The following is a 15,872-nucleotide window of genomic DNA, read 5'->3' as shown; positions in this document are numbered from 1 at the left end:
CGGCGCCGGGAGTGGTGAAGGAGCTGCCGCCGCCAGGTCGCGACCGGGGTTCTCTCTCGTGTGACCAGGGTTCTACCTCGTGTGTCCGGGGTTCTACCTCGGCAGGCCCGGGCTCTGTGCCGGCGGCGCGGAGACGTAGACGCGCAGGCTCAGGGCCTCGAGCCCGACGACGTCCCCGGCCCGCGCCGTGCCGTCGCCGTTCGCGCGGTCCCGGTCCTCGGGGTGCTCCCAGTCCGAGTCCCACGCGAGGTCCCAGCGCTCGGTGTCGCCGCCCGACGCCGCGCGCACGCCCGGGAGCGTGACGTCGACCGGGTCGAGCGCTCCCGCGAGCACGACGAGCACGTCGGCGTCGCCGGGCGCGGGCGCGGTCCGCAGCATCTGGAGCGTCCGGACGGCGGGGTCGTGCCAGGACCCGTGGTCGAGGAGCTCGCCGTCGGCGTCGAACCACACGAGGTCGGGCACGCCGACTCCGGCCCCCGGGCCGAGAGCTCCCTCGCCGACGTGCCGCGGCCGGCCGGTGTAGAACGTGTCGGGGCGCAGCGCGGGGTGCTCGCGTCGCAGGGCGAGCAGGTGGCGCGCCGTCGCGAGCAGGTCCTTGCGCCACGGCGAGAGGTCCCACGACACCCAGGACGTCGCGTCGTCCTGGGTGTAGGCGTTGTTGTTGCCACGCTGCGTCCGGCCCATCTCGTCGCCCGCGGTGAGCATCGGGGTGCCGGCGGCGAGGACGAGCGTCGCGAGGAGGTTGCGGATCGACCGGCGGCGCAGGGGCGCGATCTCGACCCCGAGCCCGAGCGCGTCGAGCCCGGCGCCGCCGCCCGTCCGTGCGTCCGGTGCCGCGACCGGTCCTTCGAGCCCGTGGTTCCAGGACCGGTTGTCGTCCGTGCCGTCACGGTTGTCCTCGCCGTTCGCGAGGTTGTGCTTGTGGTCGTACGCGACGAGGTCGGCGAGCGTGAACCCGTCGTGCGCGGTCACGTAGCTCACCGACGCGACGGGCCCGCGCAGCAGCGGCGGGTCGGAGTGGCCGAACAGGTCGGCCGAGCCCGCGAGCCGGGTCGCGAGGTCGCGCACGCCGTGGCCGGGCCGCCCGTGCGACGCCTCGCGCGCGTCGGCGAGCCAGAACTGGCGCGCCGCGTCGCGGAACCGGTCGTTCCACTCCGCCAGCGGCGGGGGGAACTGGCCGGTCCGCCACCCGCCGGGCCCCACGTCCCACGGCTCCGCGACGAGCTTGAGCCCGCACAGCACCGGGTCGGTCTGGAGCGCGACGAGGAACGGGTGGTCCGGGTCGAACCCGGCGGTCCCGCGCCCGAGCGTGACCGCGAGGTCGAACCGGAACCCGTCGACCCCTACGACCTCCGCCCAGTACCGCAGCGAGTCCAGCGCGGCCCGCACCACGGCGGGGCGCCGGAAGTCGAGCGAGTTGCCCGTCCCGGTGACGTCCGCGAGGCGCGCGGGCGAGCCGCCGTCGTGCAGGTAGTACCCGGCGTTGTCGAGGCCGCGCCACGACAGGTGGTACCCGTCGGCGCCGCCCTCGCACGTGTGGTTGTGCACGACGTCGAGCAGCACCTCGATGCCGGCCTCGTGCAGCAGGTGGACCATGCCGCGGACTTCGTCGAGGACCGCGCCCGGCCCGGCCTCCCGGGCGGCGCGCGTCGCGTACGCGGCGTGGGGCGCGAAGAACCCGAGCGTCGAGTAGCCCCAGTAGTTCGTCCGGCCGCTCGCGAGGAGGTGCGGCTCGGGCACGTTCGCGTGCACGGGCAGGAGCTCGACGGTCGTCACGCCGAGCGACCGCAGGTGCTCGATCGTCACCGGGTGCGCGACGCCCGCGTACGTGCCGCGCAGGTGCTCGGGCAGGGCCTCGAGCCGCTGCGTGAGGCCCCGCACGTGCGCCTCGTAGATCACGGTGTCGCGCCACGGGACGCGCGGCCGGGGCGCCAGGGTCCCCGTCGGCTCGGCCACGACCACCGCGTGCGGCACGAACGGCAGCGAGTCGCGCGCGTCCGCCGGGCCGTACGGGTCGCTCCCGACCTGGCCGTGGATCGCCGGGTCGTCGACCAGCTCGCCCACGAGGCCGCGCGCGTACGGGTCGACGAGCAGCTTCGCGGGGTTGTGCCGCAGCCCGGCGGCGGGTTCCCACGGGCCGTGCGCGCGGAACCCGTAGCGCTGCCCGGGACGGACGCCGGGGACGTGGGCGTGCCAGACGCCGTACGCCGGCCCGGCGAGCGCGACGCGGCGCTCGCGGTAGCGGGCCGGGTCGTGGGCGGGCAGCGCCTCGTCGACGACGTCCACGAGGCACAGCTCGACGGCGGTCGCGTGCGACGCGAGCACGGCGACGTCCACGCCGTCGCCCGCGACGCGGACGCCGAGCGGCGGCACGAGGGCGTGCCGGTCGACGGGCCCCGACGTGCGCGGGAGCGCGGTCGGGGCGGTCGGCTCGGGGAGGGAGGAGTCCAGGGGCACGTGCACCCGTCCATTGTGGCGGGTGTCACCGGCTCGTCCCGCCGCCCGCCGGTAGGCTTCCCCGAGCGGGCCGGGAACCTCTCCGGCCGACCGCCCAGCGCACAGGGAGAGCAACCGATGCGGATCGTCGTCGCCGTGAAGTACGTCCCGGACATCCATGCGGACCGGGGCTTCGAGGGCGGGCGCGTCGTGCGCCGGGCCGACGAGGGGACGCTCAACGAGCTCGACGAGAACGCGGTCGAGGCCGCGCTGCGCCTCAAGGAGGCGCTGCCGGAGGCGGAGCGCGAGACCAGCGAGGTGATCGTCCTCACGGTGGCCGGGCCCGACGCCGACGGCGCGGTGCGCCGCTCGTACCAGCTCGGCGCGGACCGCGGCGTGCGCGTGAGCGACGACGCCGTCGCGGGCTCCGACTACTTCGGTACCGCGCGCGTGCTCGCCGCCGCGGTGCGCCGTCTCGCGGACGAGGCACCGGTGGACGTCGTCGTCACCGGCATGGCCGCGCTCGACGGGCTCGGCTCGGTCGTCCCCGCGCTCCTGTCCGCGGAGCTCGGGCTCCCGCAGCTCACGCTCGCGGGGAAGCTCGAGGTCGACGGCGAGCCGGGCGCGCGCACCGCGCGCGTCACGCGCGAGCTCGACGGTGTCGAGGAGGTCCTCGAGGCTCCGCTCCCCGCCGTCGTGTCGGTGACCGACCACGCGAACGACCCGCGCATGCCCAACTTCAAGCTCATCATGGCGGCGCGCACGCGCCCGGTGGAGGCGTGGAGCCTCGCCGACCTCGGCGTCGACCCGGCGCTCGTCGGTGACGCGGGCGCCCGCTCGCGCGTGCTCGACGCGGCGCCCCGCCCGCCGCGCCCCGACGCCGAGATCGTCGTCGACAAGGGCGAGGGCGGGCGCGCCCTGGCCGAGTTCCTCATCCGCAACGACCTGGTCTGAGAGGCGTCCGCACATGAGCACCCCCGGGACCCGTACCGTCCTCGTCCTCCTCGACTCCGCCGGCACCGAGCTGCGCTCGCCCGTGCTGGAGCTGATCACCGTCGGCCGCTCGCTGGGGCGGGTCGAGGCCGTCGCGCTGGAGGCGCCGAGCGTCGACGTGCTCGCCCAGCTCGGTGCCTACGGCGTCGCGCTCGTGCGTCAGGCCGAGCCGTCGTCGGGCGGGGAGGTCGTGACCGGCGACGCGCTGCACCTGACGCCCGTCGTGGCGGAGGTCCTCGCCGCCGCGACGCGCGCGTCCGACGCGGACGCCGTCCTGCTCACGTCGTCCTTCCCGAACAAGGAGGCGGCCGCGCGCCTCGCGTTCCTCACCGAGGCGGGCCTCGTCGTCGACGCGTCCGCGCTGACCGACGGCGGCACGCACCTCGTCGCGGACAAGCGCGTCTTCGCGGGGTCCTGGGACGTGCGCAGCGAGATCGTCACCGACCCCGCCGTGCTCACCCTGCGGGCCAACTCCGTCGTCCCGCAGCCCGCGGAGGCCGCCGTGGCGACCGAGGTCGGCGCGCTGCGCCTCGAGCTCTCGCCCGCCGCGACCGCGGCGCGCGTCGTGTCCCGCACGGTCGACGAGTCGGCCGGCGCGGGTCGCCCGGCGCTCGGCGAGGCCGCGATCGTCGTCGCCGGGGGCCGCGGCACCAACGGCGACTTCGGTCCCGTCACCGAGCTCGCCGACGCGCTCGGCGCGGCCGTGGGCGCGACGCGCGATGCCGTCTACGAGGGCTGGCACGACCAGTTCGTCGGGCAGACGGGCGTGACCGTCGCGCCGCGGCTGTACATCGGTGCGGGCATCTCCGGCGCCCCGCACCACCGCGGTGGCATGCAGGCCTCGCAGGTCATCGTCGCGGTGAACAACGATCCCGAGTGCCCGCTGTTCGAGATCTCGGACTTCGCGGTCGTCGGCGACCTCGCGGACGTGCTGCCCCAGGCGGCCGAGGTGCTGCGCGAGCACCGGGCGTCCCAGGGCTAGGGGCCCTCGCCGACGGCCCTGCGGGTCGCGCGGGTCGTCGGTGGCCCGTGCACCGCGGTCTTCGTCGCGAGTGCGGTCGTGACGGTCGTCGCGGGGACGGTCGCGCGCGCCTGACGGCACCGCCCACCGGCACGCGAGCACCGGTCCGTCGGCACGGACGCTGCCCAGGGGGCGGACAGCCGGTGCCGAGAATTCACCCGGCGTCCTCCGGGTGGTGGCCGGCCGGTCATCGACCGTTCCTAGCGTCGGGCCGACTCCCCGGTGACGGGGAAGCCCCCCGACCTGTGGAGACGACCGATGACGATCACGCCTGCCCCCGAGCATCGCCCCCTGCTCTCCGTCGCGCCGCACGCGCGCGGCAAGCGCAGCCCCGTCACCTGCCGGCTGAAGTGCGCGGACGCGTGCTCGCACCCGGTCCCCAACGAGAGCGCCAACGAGACGTTCCGCGACGTCGTCGCGGGCGCGATGTCGCGCCGCGCGCTGCTGGGCGGGCTCGCGGTCGGCGCCGCGGCCGTCGTGCTCGGCGCCCAGACGATCGGCGCGACGCCGGCTGCCGCGCAGGGCGTCACGACGCACGGAGGCCACGGCGGCGGCCGCCCCCAGAAAGGTCTGGCCTTCGGCGCGATCTCGCCCCAGCCCGCGGCGCGCGACGCGTTCGTCGTGCCCGAGGGCTACCGGTGGCGCCCGGTGATCCGCTGGGGCGACCCGATCCTGCGCGGCGCCCAGCCGTTCGACGTCGCGCGCCAGACGCCCGAGGCCCAGGCCCGGCAGTTCGGCTACAACAACGACTACCTCGACATCCTGCCGTTCGAGCGCCAGCACGCCCTCGCCGGCGCGCAGGGCCGGGGCAAGGGCCCGGGGCGCGGCACGCGTGGCCTGCTCGTCGCGAACCACGAGTACACGAACCCGGCGATCATGTTCGACGCCTCGTACGACGCCGCGACCCGCCGCGCCATCGAGCGCGCCGCGCACGGCATGTCCGTGGTCGAGGTGCGCCGCCGTCGGACGGGCACGCCCTGGGACTACGTGGCCGACAGCCGGTACAACCGCCGCGTGCACATGACGACCGAGTTCCGGCTCACCGGTCCGGCGGCCGGCTCGGACCTCGTCAAGACCGTCGCCGACCCGTCGGGGACGCGCGTGCTGGGCACCCTGAACAACTGCGCGGGCGGCACGACCCCGTGGGGCACCGTGCTGTCGGGCGAGGAGAACTACAACGGCTACTTCCGCACGTCGGGCACGGGCCACGACGCGCGCTACGGCCTGCGCGACGCCGCGACCGGCTACGGCTGGGAGCTCGACGACCCGCGCTTCGACGCCCGCAACCCCGGGTACGAGAACGAGCCCAACCGGTTCGGCTGGATCGTCGAGATCGACCCGTACGCGCCCGACGAGGCTCCGGTGAAGCACACCGCGCTCGGTCGCTTCAAGCACGAGGGCGCCAACGTGATCCTCTCGCGCCGTGGCAACGCGGTCGCGTACATGGGCGACGACGAGCGCTTCGACTACGTGTACAAGTTCGTCTCCTCGCGCACGATGCGCCCGGGGAACAGCGACAGCGCGCGGCGCCACAACAAGACGCTGCTCACCGAGGGCTCGCTGTACGTCGCGCGGTTCCGCGGCGACTCGCCCGCGTCCGAGATCGACGGGTCGGGCGCGGTGCCGTCGGACGGCGCGTTCGACGGCCGGGGCGAGTGGGTCCCCCTCGTCCTCGACGGGCGCAGCCAGGTCGCGGGCATGAGCCTCGAGGAGGTGCTCGTCTACACGCGCGTCGCGGCGGACACGGTGGGGGCGACGAAGATGGACCGCCCGGAGGACGTCGAGCCCAACCCGGTCACGGGCCGCGTCTACGTCGCGTGCACCAACAACACGTCGCGCGGGCCGGCGGCGGCCGAGGCCGCGACCGAGCCGAACCCGCGCAACACCAACCGCGACGGGCACGTCGTGGAGATCGTGGAGGACCGCGACGACGCCGCGTCCCTGACGTTCCGGTGGAACCTGCTCCTCGTCGCGGGCGACCCGGCCACGAACACCTCCACCTACTTCTCGGGCTACCCGAAGGACAAGGTCTCCCCGATCTCCTGCCCGGACAACCTCGCGTTCGACGCCGAGGGCAACCTCTGGATCTCGACCGACGGCCAGCCGAGCACGATCCAGAAGTGCGACGGGCTGTTCAAGGTCACGCTCGACGGCCGGGAGCGCGGGCGTGTCGAGCAGTTCCTCTCGGTGCCGCGCGGTGCCGAGACGTGCGGGCCCCTCGTGGACTCCACGGACCGCATGGTCTACGTCGCGGTCCAGCACCCGGGTGAGGACGGGTCGTTCGACGCCCAGGCGTCGTACTTCCCCGACTACGTGACGCCGGGCGCCCCGGTGCCGACGGGGGCGTTCGCCGGCCCGCGCCCGTCCGTCGTCCAGGTCTGGCGCGACTGACGTCTCCTGTCGGACGGAGGGGCCCGGAGCCGCGACGGCGCCGGGCCCCTCCCTCGTCCGCGACAGGGACGCTCAGAGACCGAGATGCTCCAGCCAGGCGACGGCCGCGACGCCCTGGGCGCGCTGGAACGCGCGCAGGCGGGGGATCGTCGGGACGGCGGGCTTGCGCGCGGAGTGCAGGAAGTACCCGGCGATCCCGGCGACGACGGACCGCAGGTCGGCGGGGTGCACGTCGCTCCCGAGGGGGTGCGCGGCGAAGGTCGACGCCGCCCAGGCGCCCCCGCGTGCGCGCCGTGCCGCGTCGGCGCTCACCGTGACCGGCTCGCAGACGTCCGCGACGCCCTGCATGACGACGCTGGGCAGGAACATCGCGAGGTCGAGCCACGCCGCACCGCGCGACGCGTGCGGCCAGTCCACGAGGTAGACCTTCTCCGGCGTGAGCAGGATGTTGTCGGCGCGCAGGTCGCCGTGCACGAAGGACTCGCCCTCGCACGCCACGAGCGCCCCGCGCTCGGCTTCCGCGAGCGCGTCGAGGTGCGTGGCAGCCCAGGGCGCGACGGCGGGCAGGCGCGGGTCGGGGTCCGCGCGGAGCGCGCGCCACCCGGTCGCCATGTCGGCGAAGTCGGGCCCGGTCGGCGGCAGGCGCATCGCGCGGGCCCCCGGGACGGCGGCGACGCGGACGAGCGTGGCGAGGACCCGGTCGAGCTCGTCGGGGTCCCAGGGCGTGGCCGGCACGTGCCCGTCGACGACGTCGAACGCGAGGGCGATCCAGTCGCCGTCCCCGTGGCCCCAGGCGAAGCGCGGGGCGGGGACCGCGCGCGGCAACCGGGTCGCGACCTTCGCCTCGGCGCGGTGGAGGTTGGCCGCCACGGGCTCGTCCGCGGTCCGGGCCGCCTTGACGAAGAGGCGGGTGCCGTCGTCGAGCGTGAGGACGGACGCGAGTCCGGGGCTGAACCCGGACGAGATCGAGCGCTCCTGCACGACCCGCCCGCCCGCGACGGCCTCCAGCTCGTCGCGCAGCGCGAGCGGCAGGTCCCCCCAGAGCAGGCGGCCGCCGCCCGAGGCGACCGGGACGTCCCCGGCGGCCTCGACGGCGGGCGGTGCGGCGTCGTCGGGCATCGAGATGCCACTTCCCCTGTCGGTGGCTGGACGGTCTCGTCCTCGGCACGTTTCCCGTCCCGCGGCGGCGTGTGGCGCGCGACGGCGGTCCTGCGACCGGGACGAGCACCCGGCGACGGCCGGGCGCAGACCTCCCACAACCTAGCGCTTCTCGCCGGGAAGTCCAGCGCCGCCCACTCCTCGGACCGCGAGCGCCGTGGTGCTCCGTAGACTGGGTGATCGTGACCCACCCTTCCGGCCCCGTCCCCGCGGCGGCCGCGTACCTCGACCACGCCGCCACGACGCCGCTCTCCGCGGCGGCGCGCGAGGCGTTCGTCGACGAGCTGTCGCGCACCGGCAACCCGTCGTCGCTGCACGCGGCGGGGCGTGCCGCCCGCCGCACGGTCGAGGAGGCGCGCGAGTCGGTCGCCGCGGCGCTCGGCGCGCGCCCGAGCGAGGTCGTGTTCACCGCGGGCGGCACCGAGGCGGACAACCTCGCGATCAAGGGCCTGTTCTGGGGCCGCCGTACGACGGACCCGCGCCGGCTGCGGATCGTCGTCTCCGCGGTCGAGCACCACGCGGTGCTCGACCCGGCGTTCTGGATGGCCGAGCACGCGGGCGCGGAGATCGTCCTGCTGCCCGTCGACGGCGAGGGCCGCGTGGATCTTGCGGCGCTGCGTGCGGAGATCGCGGAGCACGCGGACGAGATCGCGCTGATCTCCGTCATGTGGGCCAACAACGAGGTGGGCACGCTCCAGCCGGTGCAGGAGGTCGTGCAGCTCGCGCGCCCGCACGGCATCCCCGTGCACTCCGACGCGGTGCAGGCGGCCGGGCAGGTCCCGGTCGACTTCGCGGCGAGCGGGCTCGACGCGATGACGGTGTCCGGGCACAAGCTCGGCGGCCCGGTCGGCGTCGGCGCGCTCGTCGCGCGCCGCGACGCGCCCCTCACGCCCGTGCTCCACGGCGGCGGGCAGGAGCGCGGCGTGCGCTCCGGCACGCTCGACGCGCCCGCGATCCGCGCGTTCGGCGTCGCGGTCGCGGAGGCCGTCGCGCGCCGCGAGGAGCGCGCCGCCCATCTCACGGCGCTGCGCGACGAGCTCGTCGCGGGCGTGCGCGAGCGCGTCCCGGACGCCGTGCTCAGCGGGCCCGAGCCGGGGCCCGCCGACCACGACGCCGTCCGCCTGCCCGGCAACGCGCACTTCACGTTCCCCGGTGCCGAGGGCGACTCGCTCCTCTACCTGCTGGACTCCGCGGGCGTGCAGGCCTCGACCGGCTCGGCGTGCCAGGCGGGCGTGCCCCAGCCCTCGCACGTGCTCCTCGCGATGGGCGTGCCTGAGCAGGACGCACGTGGCGCGCTGCGCTTCTCGCTCGGTGCCACGTCCACGTCCGACGACGTCGCGCGGCTGCTCGACGCCCTGCCCCGCGCCGTCGAGCGGGCCCGGGCGGCGGGGCTCGCGTCCGGCCCGACGCGCGCCTCCGCGCCGTCCCGCGCCGCCGTCCCGACCCGCGCGGGGGGTGCCGCGTGAGGGTGCTCGCCGCCATGTCGGGCGGCGTCGACTCCGCCGTCGCCGCGGCGCTCGCGGTCGAGGCGGGGCACGAGGTCGTGGGCGTCCACATGGCGCTGTCGCGCAACCGGGACCAGTTCCGCACCGGCTCGCGCGGGTGCTGCTCGATCGAGGACGCGGGGGACGCGCGGCGCGCGGCCGACGTGCTGGGCATCCCGTACTACGTGTGGGACCTCTCGGAGCGGTTCGAGGACACGGTCGTCGCCGACTTCCTCGCGGAGTACGAGGCGGGCCGCACGCCCAACCCGTGCGTGCGCTGCAACGAGCACATCAAGTTCGAGGCGCTGCTCGACAAGGCGACCGCGCTCGGCTTCGACGCCGTCGCGACGGGCCACTACGCACGCGTCGTGACGCGCGGGGAGGCCGACGCCTCCGCCTCGGGCGGGGTGCGCACGGTGCGCGAGCTGCACCGCTCCCCGAACACGGCGAAGGACCAGTCGTACGTCCTCGCGGTCATGGGGCCCGAGCGCCTCGCGCGCGCGATGTTCCCGCTCGGGGACTTCGCGTCGAAGGACGAGGTGCGCGCCGAGGCCGCGCGCCGCGGGCTGTCCGTGTCCGCGAAGCCCGACTCGTACGACATCTGCTTCGTCGCCGACGGCGACACCCAGGGCTTCCTGCGCGACCGCCTCGGCGCGCGGCCGGGCGAGATCGTCGACGCCGAGGGGACGGTGCTCGGCGAGCACGACGGCGCCTACGCGTACACGGTCGGCCAGCGCAAGGGCCTCGGCATCGACCGCCCCGCACCGGACGGTCGTCCGCGGTACGTGCTCGACGTGCAGCCCGCGAGCAACCGCGTGGTCGTCGGGCCGGCCGAGCTGCTGAGCGTCGACCGCATCGAGGCCGGCGCGGCGGTCTGGTTCGACGACGCGCGCCCGGCGGCGGGGGAGCAGGCCGACGTCGAGGTGCAGGTCCGCGCGCACGGCGCCCCGGTCGCGGCCCGGGTCCGGGCCGTCGGCGACGCGATGGAGGTCGAGCTCACGGGCACGCCCCTGCGGGGCGTCGCGGCCGGGCAGTCGCTCGTCGTCTACGCCGGCCCGCGCGTGCTCGGTCAGGCGACGGTGGACCGGGCCTACCGCGCCGCGGCGCGACCAGCCGCAGAGGCGACCGCGCGACCGGCCGCTCAGCCGACGCCGACGGGCGCGGGGTGAGCGAGCGCGCGAACGAGCGCGGACTCGTCGCGCACGCACCAGTGCTCGGCCTCCTGGCCCTCGGCGAACCGCAGCACGTGCATCTCGCGCACCCGGAAGCGCCGTCCCGTCGGGGCGACGCCGCGGAAGAACCCGGTGTGCCGCGCGCTGAGCTCGACGTGCAGCGCGACGAGGTCGCCCTCGGCGACCGCGTGCAGGACCTCGACGCGCTGGTCCTCGAAGGCCTCGTCGTACCAGTGCATCGTCGCGAGGAGGGCGTCGGCGCCGCCCTCGCAGCCGGGCGACGTGTCGTGGTTGCGGAACCCGGGCGCCAGCAGCGTCGCGAGCGCGTCGCCGTGGTTGCCGGGGATCGCCCGCGTGTGCACGGCGACCGCCGTGGCCTTGTTCTCGTGCGTGCCCATGTCGGAGCCCTTCCGCCAGGCGGCCGCGCGGCCCCCGGACCCCGGCGGGGTCGCGGCACGGCTCGGTTTCCCAGTGTGCTCCTGGAGAGAGGTGGACGGCACGTGGTTCGTGACGAGAGGTCGGGCGCTGCCCGCGACGAGGGTTCGCGCGGGGGTGCGGCATGACCGCGGTGAGCGGTCTCGGCCCGTGGCCGGGCGGCGAGGGCGCGGACGTGCTGGAGGCGCAGCTCACGGTGCTCGGCGACCTCGCGGAGGTGCCGACAGGCGTGCGCGGGGTCCCGTTCCTCGTGCAGCTCCCGGGGCGTGGCCCCGGCGCGGACGCGACCGGGCGGACGGCCGCGCTGCTGCCCGGCCTCCCCGTCGAGCTGGGGCCGCACGGGTGGAAGCTCGCGGACCACGGGGGCGCGGACCTGCGCCGGGCGGACGCGTACCTGCGCGAGGACCTCGAGGCGCTCGCCATCGCGGGCACGGGGTACTCCGGACCGCTCGCCGTGACCGTCACCGGGCCCTGGACGCTCGCCGCGGACGTGTACCTCGCGCGGGGCGACCGCGTGCTGTCCGACCCGGGTGCCGTGCGCGAGGTCGTGCAGGCGCTCGCCGTGGCCGTGGGGGAGCACGTCGCGCAGGTGCGCCGGCAGGTGCCGGGGGCGGACGTCGTCGTGCAGGTGGACGAGCCGCTGCTCGCCCAGGTCGGGGCGGGCGTGCTCCCGTCGTTCTCGGGCTTCTCGCGCCTGCGCGCGGTCCCGGGCCCGGACCTCGTGGAGGGGCTGCGGCCCGTGCTCGACGCCGCACGCGCCGCGTCGGCGTCGACCGTCGTCCACGTGGGTCCGGCGTGGGTGGGCGTGGCGCCCGTCGTGCTCGCGGGCGCGGACGCAGTCGGCCTCGCGCTCGGCGGGTGGGACGAGCGGCTGTGGGAGACCGTCGCCCGCGCGGTCGAGCGGGGCGTCGGCCTGTGGGCCGCGCTCCCGCCCGCGAAGGTGTCGCAGTGCGCCGGCCCTGCGCTGGGCGAGCTCGCCGACACGGTGAGCGTGCCGTGGCGCCGCATCGGGCTCGCGCTCCCGGCGCTCGACGACGTGACGCTCCTGGGCGCCGCGCGCGCGGCCGGCGGCGGACCGGGGCGCGGCGTCGCGGGCACCCCCGACGAGCACCGCGCCCTCCTCGCGAACCTCGGCCGCGTCGCCGACGTCCTGGCCGAGCGCGCCCACGCCTGAGCGCCACCTGGACGTCGGCTCGGCGGCTTCCCGCACACCGCTCGTCGTGCGTACGCTTGACCTCGCGCGGCGGTCACGACGGCGACGTGCGGACGGCCGCGCCCCGGCTCTCCGGACGGCACGGACGTGGCCCGGCGCCGACCCCGTTCCCCTCACCGCGAAGGACCCCCATGCCCTTGCTGCGAGCCGTGCTGTTCGACCTCGACGGCGTCCTCACGCCCACCGCCGAGCTCCACATGCGTGCCTGGGAGCGGCTGTTCGCGCCCTACAGCGCCGCGCACGGGCTCGCCCCGTACACCGCCGCGGACTACTTCGCGTCGATCGACGGCAAGCCCCGGTACGACGGCGTCGCGACGTTCCTCGCGTCGCGCGGCGTCGAGCTGCCGCGCGGCGAGGCGACGGACGCGCCCGGCGAGGGCACGGTGTGCGCGCTCGGCAACCGTAAGGACGAGATCGTCAACCGCATGTTCGCAGACGAGGGCATCGCGCCCTACCCGGGCTCGGTCCGCTTCCTCGACGCCGTGACCGCGGCGGGGGCCGCGGTCGCCGTCGTGTCGTCGTCGCGCAACACGCCCGCGGTCCTCGCCGCGGCCGGGCTCGCGGACCGGTTCGCGGTCGTCGTCGACGGCAACGTCGCCGCGCGCGAGCACATCGCCGGCAAGCCGGCTCCCGACACCTACCTGCGGGCGGCCGAGCTCCTCGGCGTCCCGGCCGCGGAGGCGATCGTCGTGGAGGACGCGCTCTCGGGCGTCCAGGCCGGCGCCGCCGGGGACTTCGGGCTCGTGCTCGGCGTCGACCGCGGCGTGGGCGCCGACGCGCTGCGAGCCCACGGGGCCGACGTCGTCGTCACCGACCTGGGCGAGCTGGACGCGACGGTCCTCGACCGCCCGCGCGCCGCTGCGGCGTCGACCACGACCGCACGACCCGACGAGGAGAGCGCGTGATCCGCAAGACCGCCGACGAGCAGAGCACGGTGGACCGCCTGCGCTTCCCGGCCGAGCCGTGGCGGCTCGTCGAGTCGCAGTTCTCCGCCGACGACCTCGGGGTGACCGAGACGCTCTTCGCCGTCGCCAACGGCTACCTCGGCATGCGCGGCAACGTCGAGGAGGGCCGGGAGTCCCACTCGCACGGCACGTTCGTCAACGGGTTCCACGAGACGTGGCCGATCCGGCACGCCGAGGAGGCCTACGGGTTCGCCCGCGTCGGGCAGACCATCGTCAACGTCCCCGACGCGAAGGTCATCCGGCTGTACGTCGACGACGAGCCGCTCCTGCTGCCCGTCGCCGACCTCGTGGACTACGAGCGGTCGCTCGACCTGCGGGACGGCGTCCTGCGCCGCGAGCTGCTGTGGCGCACGCCGTCGGGCAAGCGCGTGCAGATCCGCTCCGAGCGCATGGTGTCGTTCGTCGAGCGGCACCTGGCGATCATGACGTTCGAGGTCACGCTGCTCGACGCCGCGGCGCCCGTCGCGATCTCGTCGCAGATCCTCAACCGCCAGGACGGCCAGGACGAGTACCACGTGCGGTCCGCGTCGCTCGGCGAGGGGTTCGACCCGCGCAAGACCGACCAGTTCTCCGGGCGAGTGCTCCAGCCGCAGACCCAGTGGGGCGACGACGAGCGGCTCGTGCTCTCCTACCGCGCCACGAACTCGGGCATGACGCTCGCCGTCGCGGCGGACGACCTGCTCGAGACCGAGAACGAGTGGGACGTCCGGACGCAGGTCGACGAGGACCTGGCCAAGCACGTGTTCCGCGTCCACGCCGAGCCCGGCCGGCCCATCCGGCTCACCAAGCTCGTCGCGTACCACACCTCGCGCGGCGTGCCGTCGCGCGAGCTCGTCGACCGCTGCCGCCGCACGCTCGACCGTGCGCGCGAGACCGGCGTCGAGGCCCAGGTCGCGCTCCAGCGCGGGTGGCTCGACGACTTCTGGGCGCGCTCCGACGTCGAGATCCCCGGCCAGCCCGGCATCCAGCAGGCCGTGCGCTGGAACCTGTTCCAGCTCGCCCAGGCCACGGCGCGCGCCGAGGGCAACGGCGTCCCCGCCAAGGGGCTCACCGGCTCCGGGTACAGCGGGCACTACTTCTGGGACACCGAGATCTACGTCCTGCCGTTCCTCACGTACACGAGCCCCCGGTACGCGCGCAACGCGCTGCGCTTCCGCTACCAGATGCTCGACGCCGCCCGGCGGCGCGCGGCCGAGCTGTCGCAGAAGGGTGCGCTCTTCCCGTGGCGCACCATCAACGGCGAGGAGGCGTCCGCGTACTACGCGGCCGGCACCGCGCAGTACCACATCGACGCCGACGTCAGCTACGCGCTCGTGCAGTACGTGCGCGCGACGGGCGACATCGACTTCCTGCGCCGGGAGGGCGTCGACATCCTCGTCGAGACCGCGCGCATGTGGGAGGACCTCGGGTTCTGGCGCGCCAACGGCGACGACAACTTCCACATCCACGGCGTGACCGGCCCTGACGAGTACACGACCGTCGTCAACGACAACCTCTTCACCAACGTCATGGCGCGGTTCAACCTGCGCGCGGCGGCGATCGTCGTCGAGCGCATGAAGGCCGAGCACCCCGAGGACTACGCGCTGCTCGTGGACCGGCTCGGGCTCGGCGCGTACGAGGCGGCGGAGTGGGTCCGCGCGGCCGACCACATGTCGATCCCGTACGCCGAGAGCATCGGGATCCACCCGCAGGACTCGCACTTCCTCGAGCGCGAGATCTGGGACCTCGCGCACACCCCCGCGAACAAGCGTCCCCTCCTGCTGCACTACCACCCGCTCGTCATCTACCGCTACCAGGTGCTCAAGCAGGCCGACGTCGTGCTCGCGCTGTTCCTCCAGGGCCAGCACTTCACCGCGGAGGAGAAGCTCGCCGACTTCGAGTACTACGACCCGTTGACCACGGGCGACTCGACGTTGTCCGGCGTCGTGCAGTCGATCGTCGCGGCCGAGGTCGGGTACCACGAGCTCGCGCTCGAGTACTTCGTGTCGTCGCTGTTCGTCGACCTCGCGAACCTTCACGCGAACGCGGCCGACGGCGTGCACGTCGCCTCTGCGGGCGGCACGTGGTCCGCGCTCGCGTGCGGGTTCGGCGGCATGCGCGACTCCGACGGCGAGCTGAGCTTCGACCCGCGCCTTCCCCAGGACTGGGAGTCGCTGACGTTCCGCGTCCAGTGGAACGGCTCGCGCCTGCGCGTCACCGTGCTCCCCGACGCGATCGAGCTCGACGCCGAGACCGGCGACGGCGCGCAGGTCGCGGTGCGCGGCGAGAAGGTCAAGGTCGTCCCGGGAGAGGTCGCGCGCATCACGCTCGACGGTCAGGGCCCGGTGAAGCCCGGCCGCCCGAGCCTGCGCGCGCTCTCCGGCAACCGCCGCGACGACGGCACCCTCATCACCGCGACGGTCCCGCACTCCTGACCTCACCCGCAGGGAGAGCCCTGGTCGCCCGAGGTAGAACAGTGGTCACGCGAGGTAGAACCTAGGTCACGCGAGGTAGAACCGTGGTCACGCGAGGTAGAACCGTGGTTGCGCGAGGTAGAACCCTGGTTCTTAAGCCCGACGGCGCGTGGTCGGGTGGGGTGGGCGGGGTGGGTGGTGGTGCCGCGTC

Annotated in this window: 11 protein-coding genes; 8 read left to right on the top strand and 3 right to left on the bottom strand. The window is 75.3% G+C overall.

The genetic code is table 11. The annotated features are described in order from the left end of the window. Positions 1–93: 93 nt before the first annotated feature. On the bottom strand, positions 94–2,373 hold the full coding sequence (glgX, locus tag ACFWH7_RS13600) for a glycogen debranching protein GlgX (RefSeq protein ID WP_378217056.1): 2,280 nt from the start codon (positions 2,371–2,373) through the stop codon (positions 94–96). Positions 2,374–2,574: 201 nt separating this feature from the next. Here glgX and ACFWH7_RS13595 point away from each other — a divergent pair, with 201 nt between their 5' ends. The 3 genes from ACFWH7_RS13595 (at position 2,575) to ACFWH7_RS13585 (ending at position 6,841) form a co-directional block, all read left to right on the top strand. Further along, positions 2,575–3,390: an electron transfer flavoprotein subunit beta/FixA family protein gene (locus tag ACFWH7_RS13595; protein ID WP_378217044.1), complete on the top strand. Its 816-nt coding sequence runs from the start codon at positions 2,575–2,577 to the stop codon at positions 3,388–3,390. A gap of 13 nt (positions 3,391–3,403) precedes the next feature. Continuing rightward, on the top strand, positions 3,404–4,411 hold the full coding sequence (locus ACFWH7_RS13590; RefSeq protein WP_378217043.1) for an electron transfer flavoprotein subunit alpha/FixB family protein: 1,008 nt from the start codon (positions 3,404–3,406) through the stop codon (positions 4,409–4,411). 297 nt (positions 4,412–4,708) lie between these two features. After that, positions 4,709–6,841 (top strand): PhoX family protein, encoded by a 2,133-nt coding sequence (locus ACFWH7_RS13585; protein ID WP_378217042.1) that lies wholly within the window; start codon positions 4,709–4,711, stop codon positions 6,839–6,841. 72 nt (positions 6,842–6,913) lie between these two features. Here ACFWH7_RS13585 and ACFWH7_RS13580 read toward each other — a convergent pair whose 3' ends face one another. Continuing rightward, entirely contained in the window at positions 6,914–7,960 is a 1,047-nt protein-coding gene (locus ACFWH7_RS13580; RefSeq protein ID WP_378217041.1) for an aminoglycoside phosphotransferase family protein, read from the bottom strand. 221 nt (positions 7,961–8,181) lie between these two features. Between ACFWH7_RS13580 and ACFWH7_RS13575 the strand changes: the two genes are divergently transcribed. Continuing rightward, entirely contained in the window at positions 8,182–9,465 is a 1,284-nt protein-coding gene (locus tag ACFWH7_RS13575; protein WP_378217040.1) for a cysteine desulfurase family protein, read from the top strand. Further along, entirely contained in the window at positions 9,462–10,652 is a 1,191-nt protein-coding gene (mnmA, locus tag ACFWH7_RS13570; protein WP_378217039.1) for a tRNA 2-thiouridine(34) synthase MnmA, read from the top strand. Before ACFWH7_RS13575 ends, mnmA begins: the two co-directional genes overlap by 4 nt. Here mnmA and ACFWH7_RS13565 read toward each other — a convergent pair. Then, entirely contained in the window at positions 10,625–11,053 is a 429-nt protein-coding gene (locus tag ACFWH7_RS13565; RefSeq protein WP_378217038.1) for an ester cyclase, read from the bottom strand. The two genes, mnmA and ACFWH7_RS13565, sit on opposite strands and share 28 nt — an antisense overlap. A 161-nt stretch (positions 11,054–11,214) precedes the next feature. On the opposite strand from ACFWH7_RS13565, the gene ACFWH7_RS13560 reads away from it, so the two are divergent. The 3 genes from ACFWH7_RS13560 to ACFWH7_RS13550 all read left to right on the top strand — a co-directional run bounded on the left by ACFWH7_RS13560 (position 11,215) and on the right by ACFWH7_RS13550 (position 15,682). Further along, a complete protein-coding gene (locus tag ACFWH7_RS13560) occupies positions 11,215–12,264 on the top strand; it encodes a uroporphyrinogen decarboxylase/cobalamine-independent methonine synthase family protein (RefSeq protein ID WP_378217037.1) in 1,050 nt (349 codons plus the stop codon). A gap of 170 nt (positions 12,265–12,434) precedes the next feature. Continuing rightward, entirely contained in the window at positions 12,435–13,208 is a 774-nt protein-coding gene (locus ACFWH7_RS13555; RefSeq protein ID WP_378217035.1) for an HAD family hydrolase, read from the top strand. Further along, positions 13,205–15,682 (top strand): glycoside hydrolase family 65 protein, encoded by a 2,478-nt coding sequence (locus ACFWH7_RS13550; RefSeq protein WP_378217033.1) that lies wholly within the window; start codon positions 13,205–13,207, stop codon positions 15,680–15,682. Before ACFWH7_RS13555 ends, ACFWH7_RS13550 begins: the two co-directional genes overlap by 4 nt. The last annotated feature ends 190 nt before the right edge of the window (positions 15,683–15,872 follow it).

Origin of the sequence: Cellulosimicrobium cellulans (assembly GCF_042723955.1) — a bacterium.
Lineage (GTDB): Bacteria > Actinomycetota > Actinomycetes > Actinomycetales > Cellulomonadaceae > Cellulosimicrobium > Cellulosimicrobium cellulans_H.
Note: the sequence above shows the minus strand (reverse complement) of the source record. Positions and strands in the feature narration are given on the sequence as shown.

Coding starts and splice junctions, on each gene's coding strand:
- ACFWH7_RS13595 (WP_378217044.1), top strand. CDS start 2,575: ATGCGGATCGTCGTCGCCGTGAAGTACGTCCCGGACATCCATGCGGAC.
- ACFWH7_RS13590 (WP_378217043.1), top strand. CDS start 3,404: ATGAGCACCCCCGGGACCCGTACCGTCCTCGTCCTCCTCGACTCCGCC.
- ACFWH7_RS13585 (WP_378217042.1), top strand. CDS start 4,709: ATGACGATCACGCCTGCCCCCGAGCATCGCCCCCTGCTCTCCGTCGCG.
- ACFWH7_RS13580 (WP_378217041.1), bottom strand. CDS start 7,960: ATGCCCGACGACGCCGCACCGCCCGCCGTCGAGGCCGCCGGGGACGTC.
- ACFWH7_RS13565 (WP_378217038.1), bottom strand. CDS start 11,053: ATGGGCACGCACGAGAACAAGGCCACGGCGGTCGCCGTGCACACGCGG.
- ACFWH7_RS13560 (WP_378217037.1), top strand. CDS start 11,215: ATGACCGCGGTGAGCGGTCTCGGCCCGTGGCCGGGCGGCGAGGGCGCG.
- ACFWH7_RS13555 (WP_378217035.1), top strand. CDS start 12,435: ATGCCCTTGCTGCGAGCCGTGCTGTTCGACCTCGACGGCGTCCTCACG.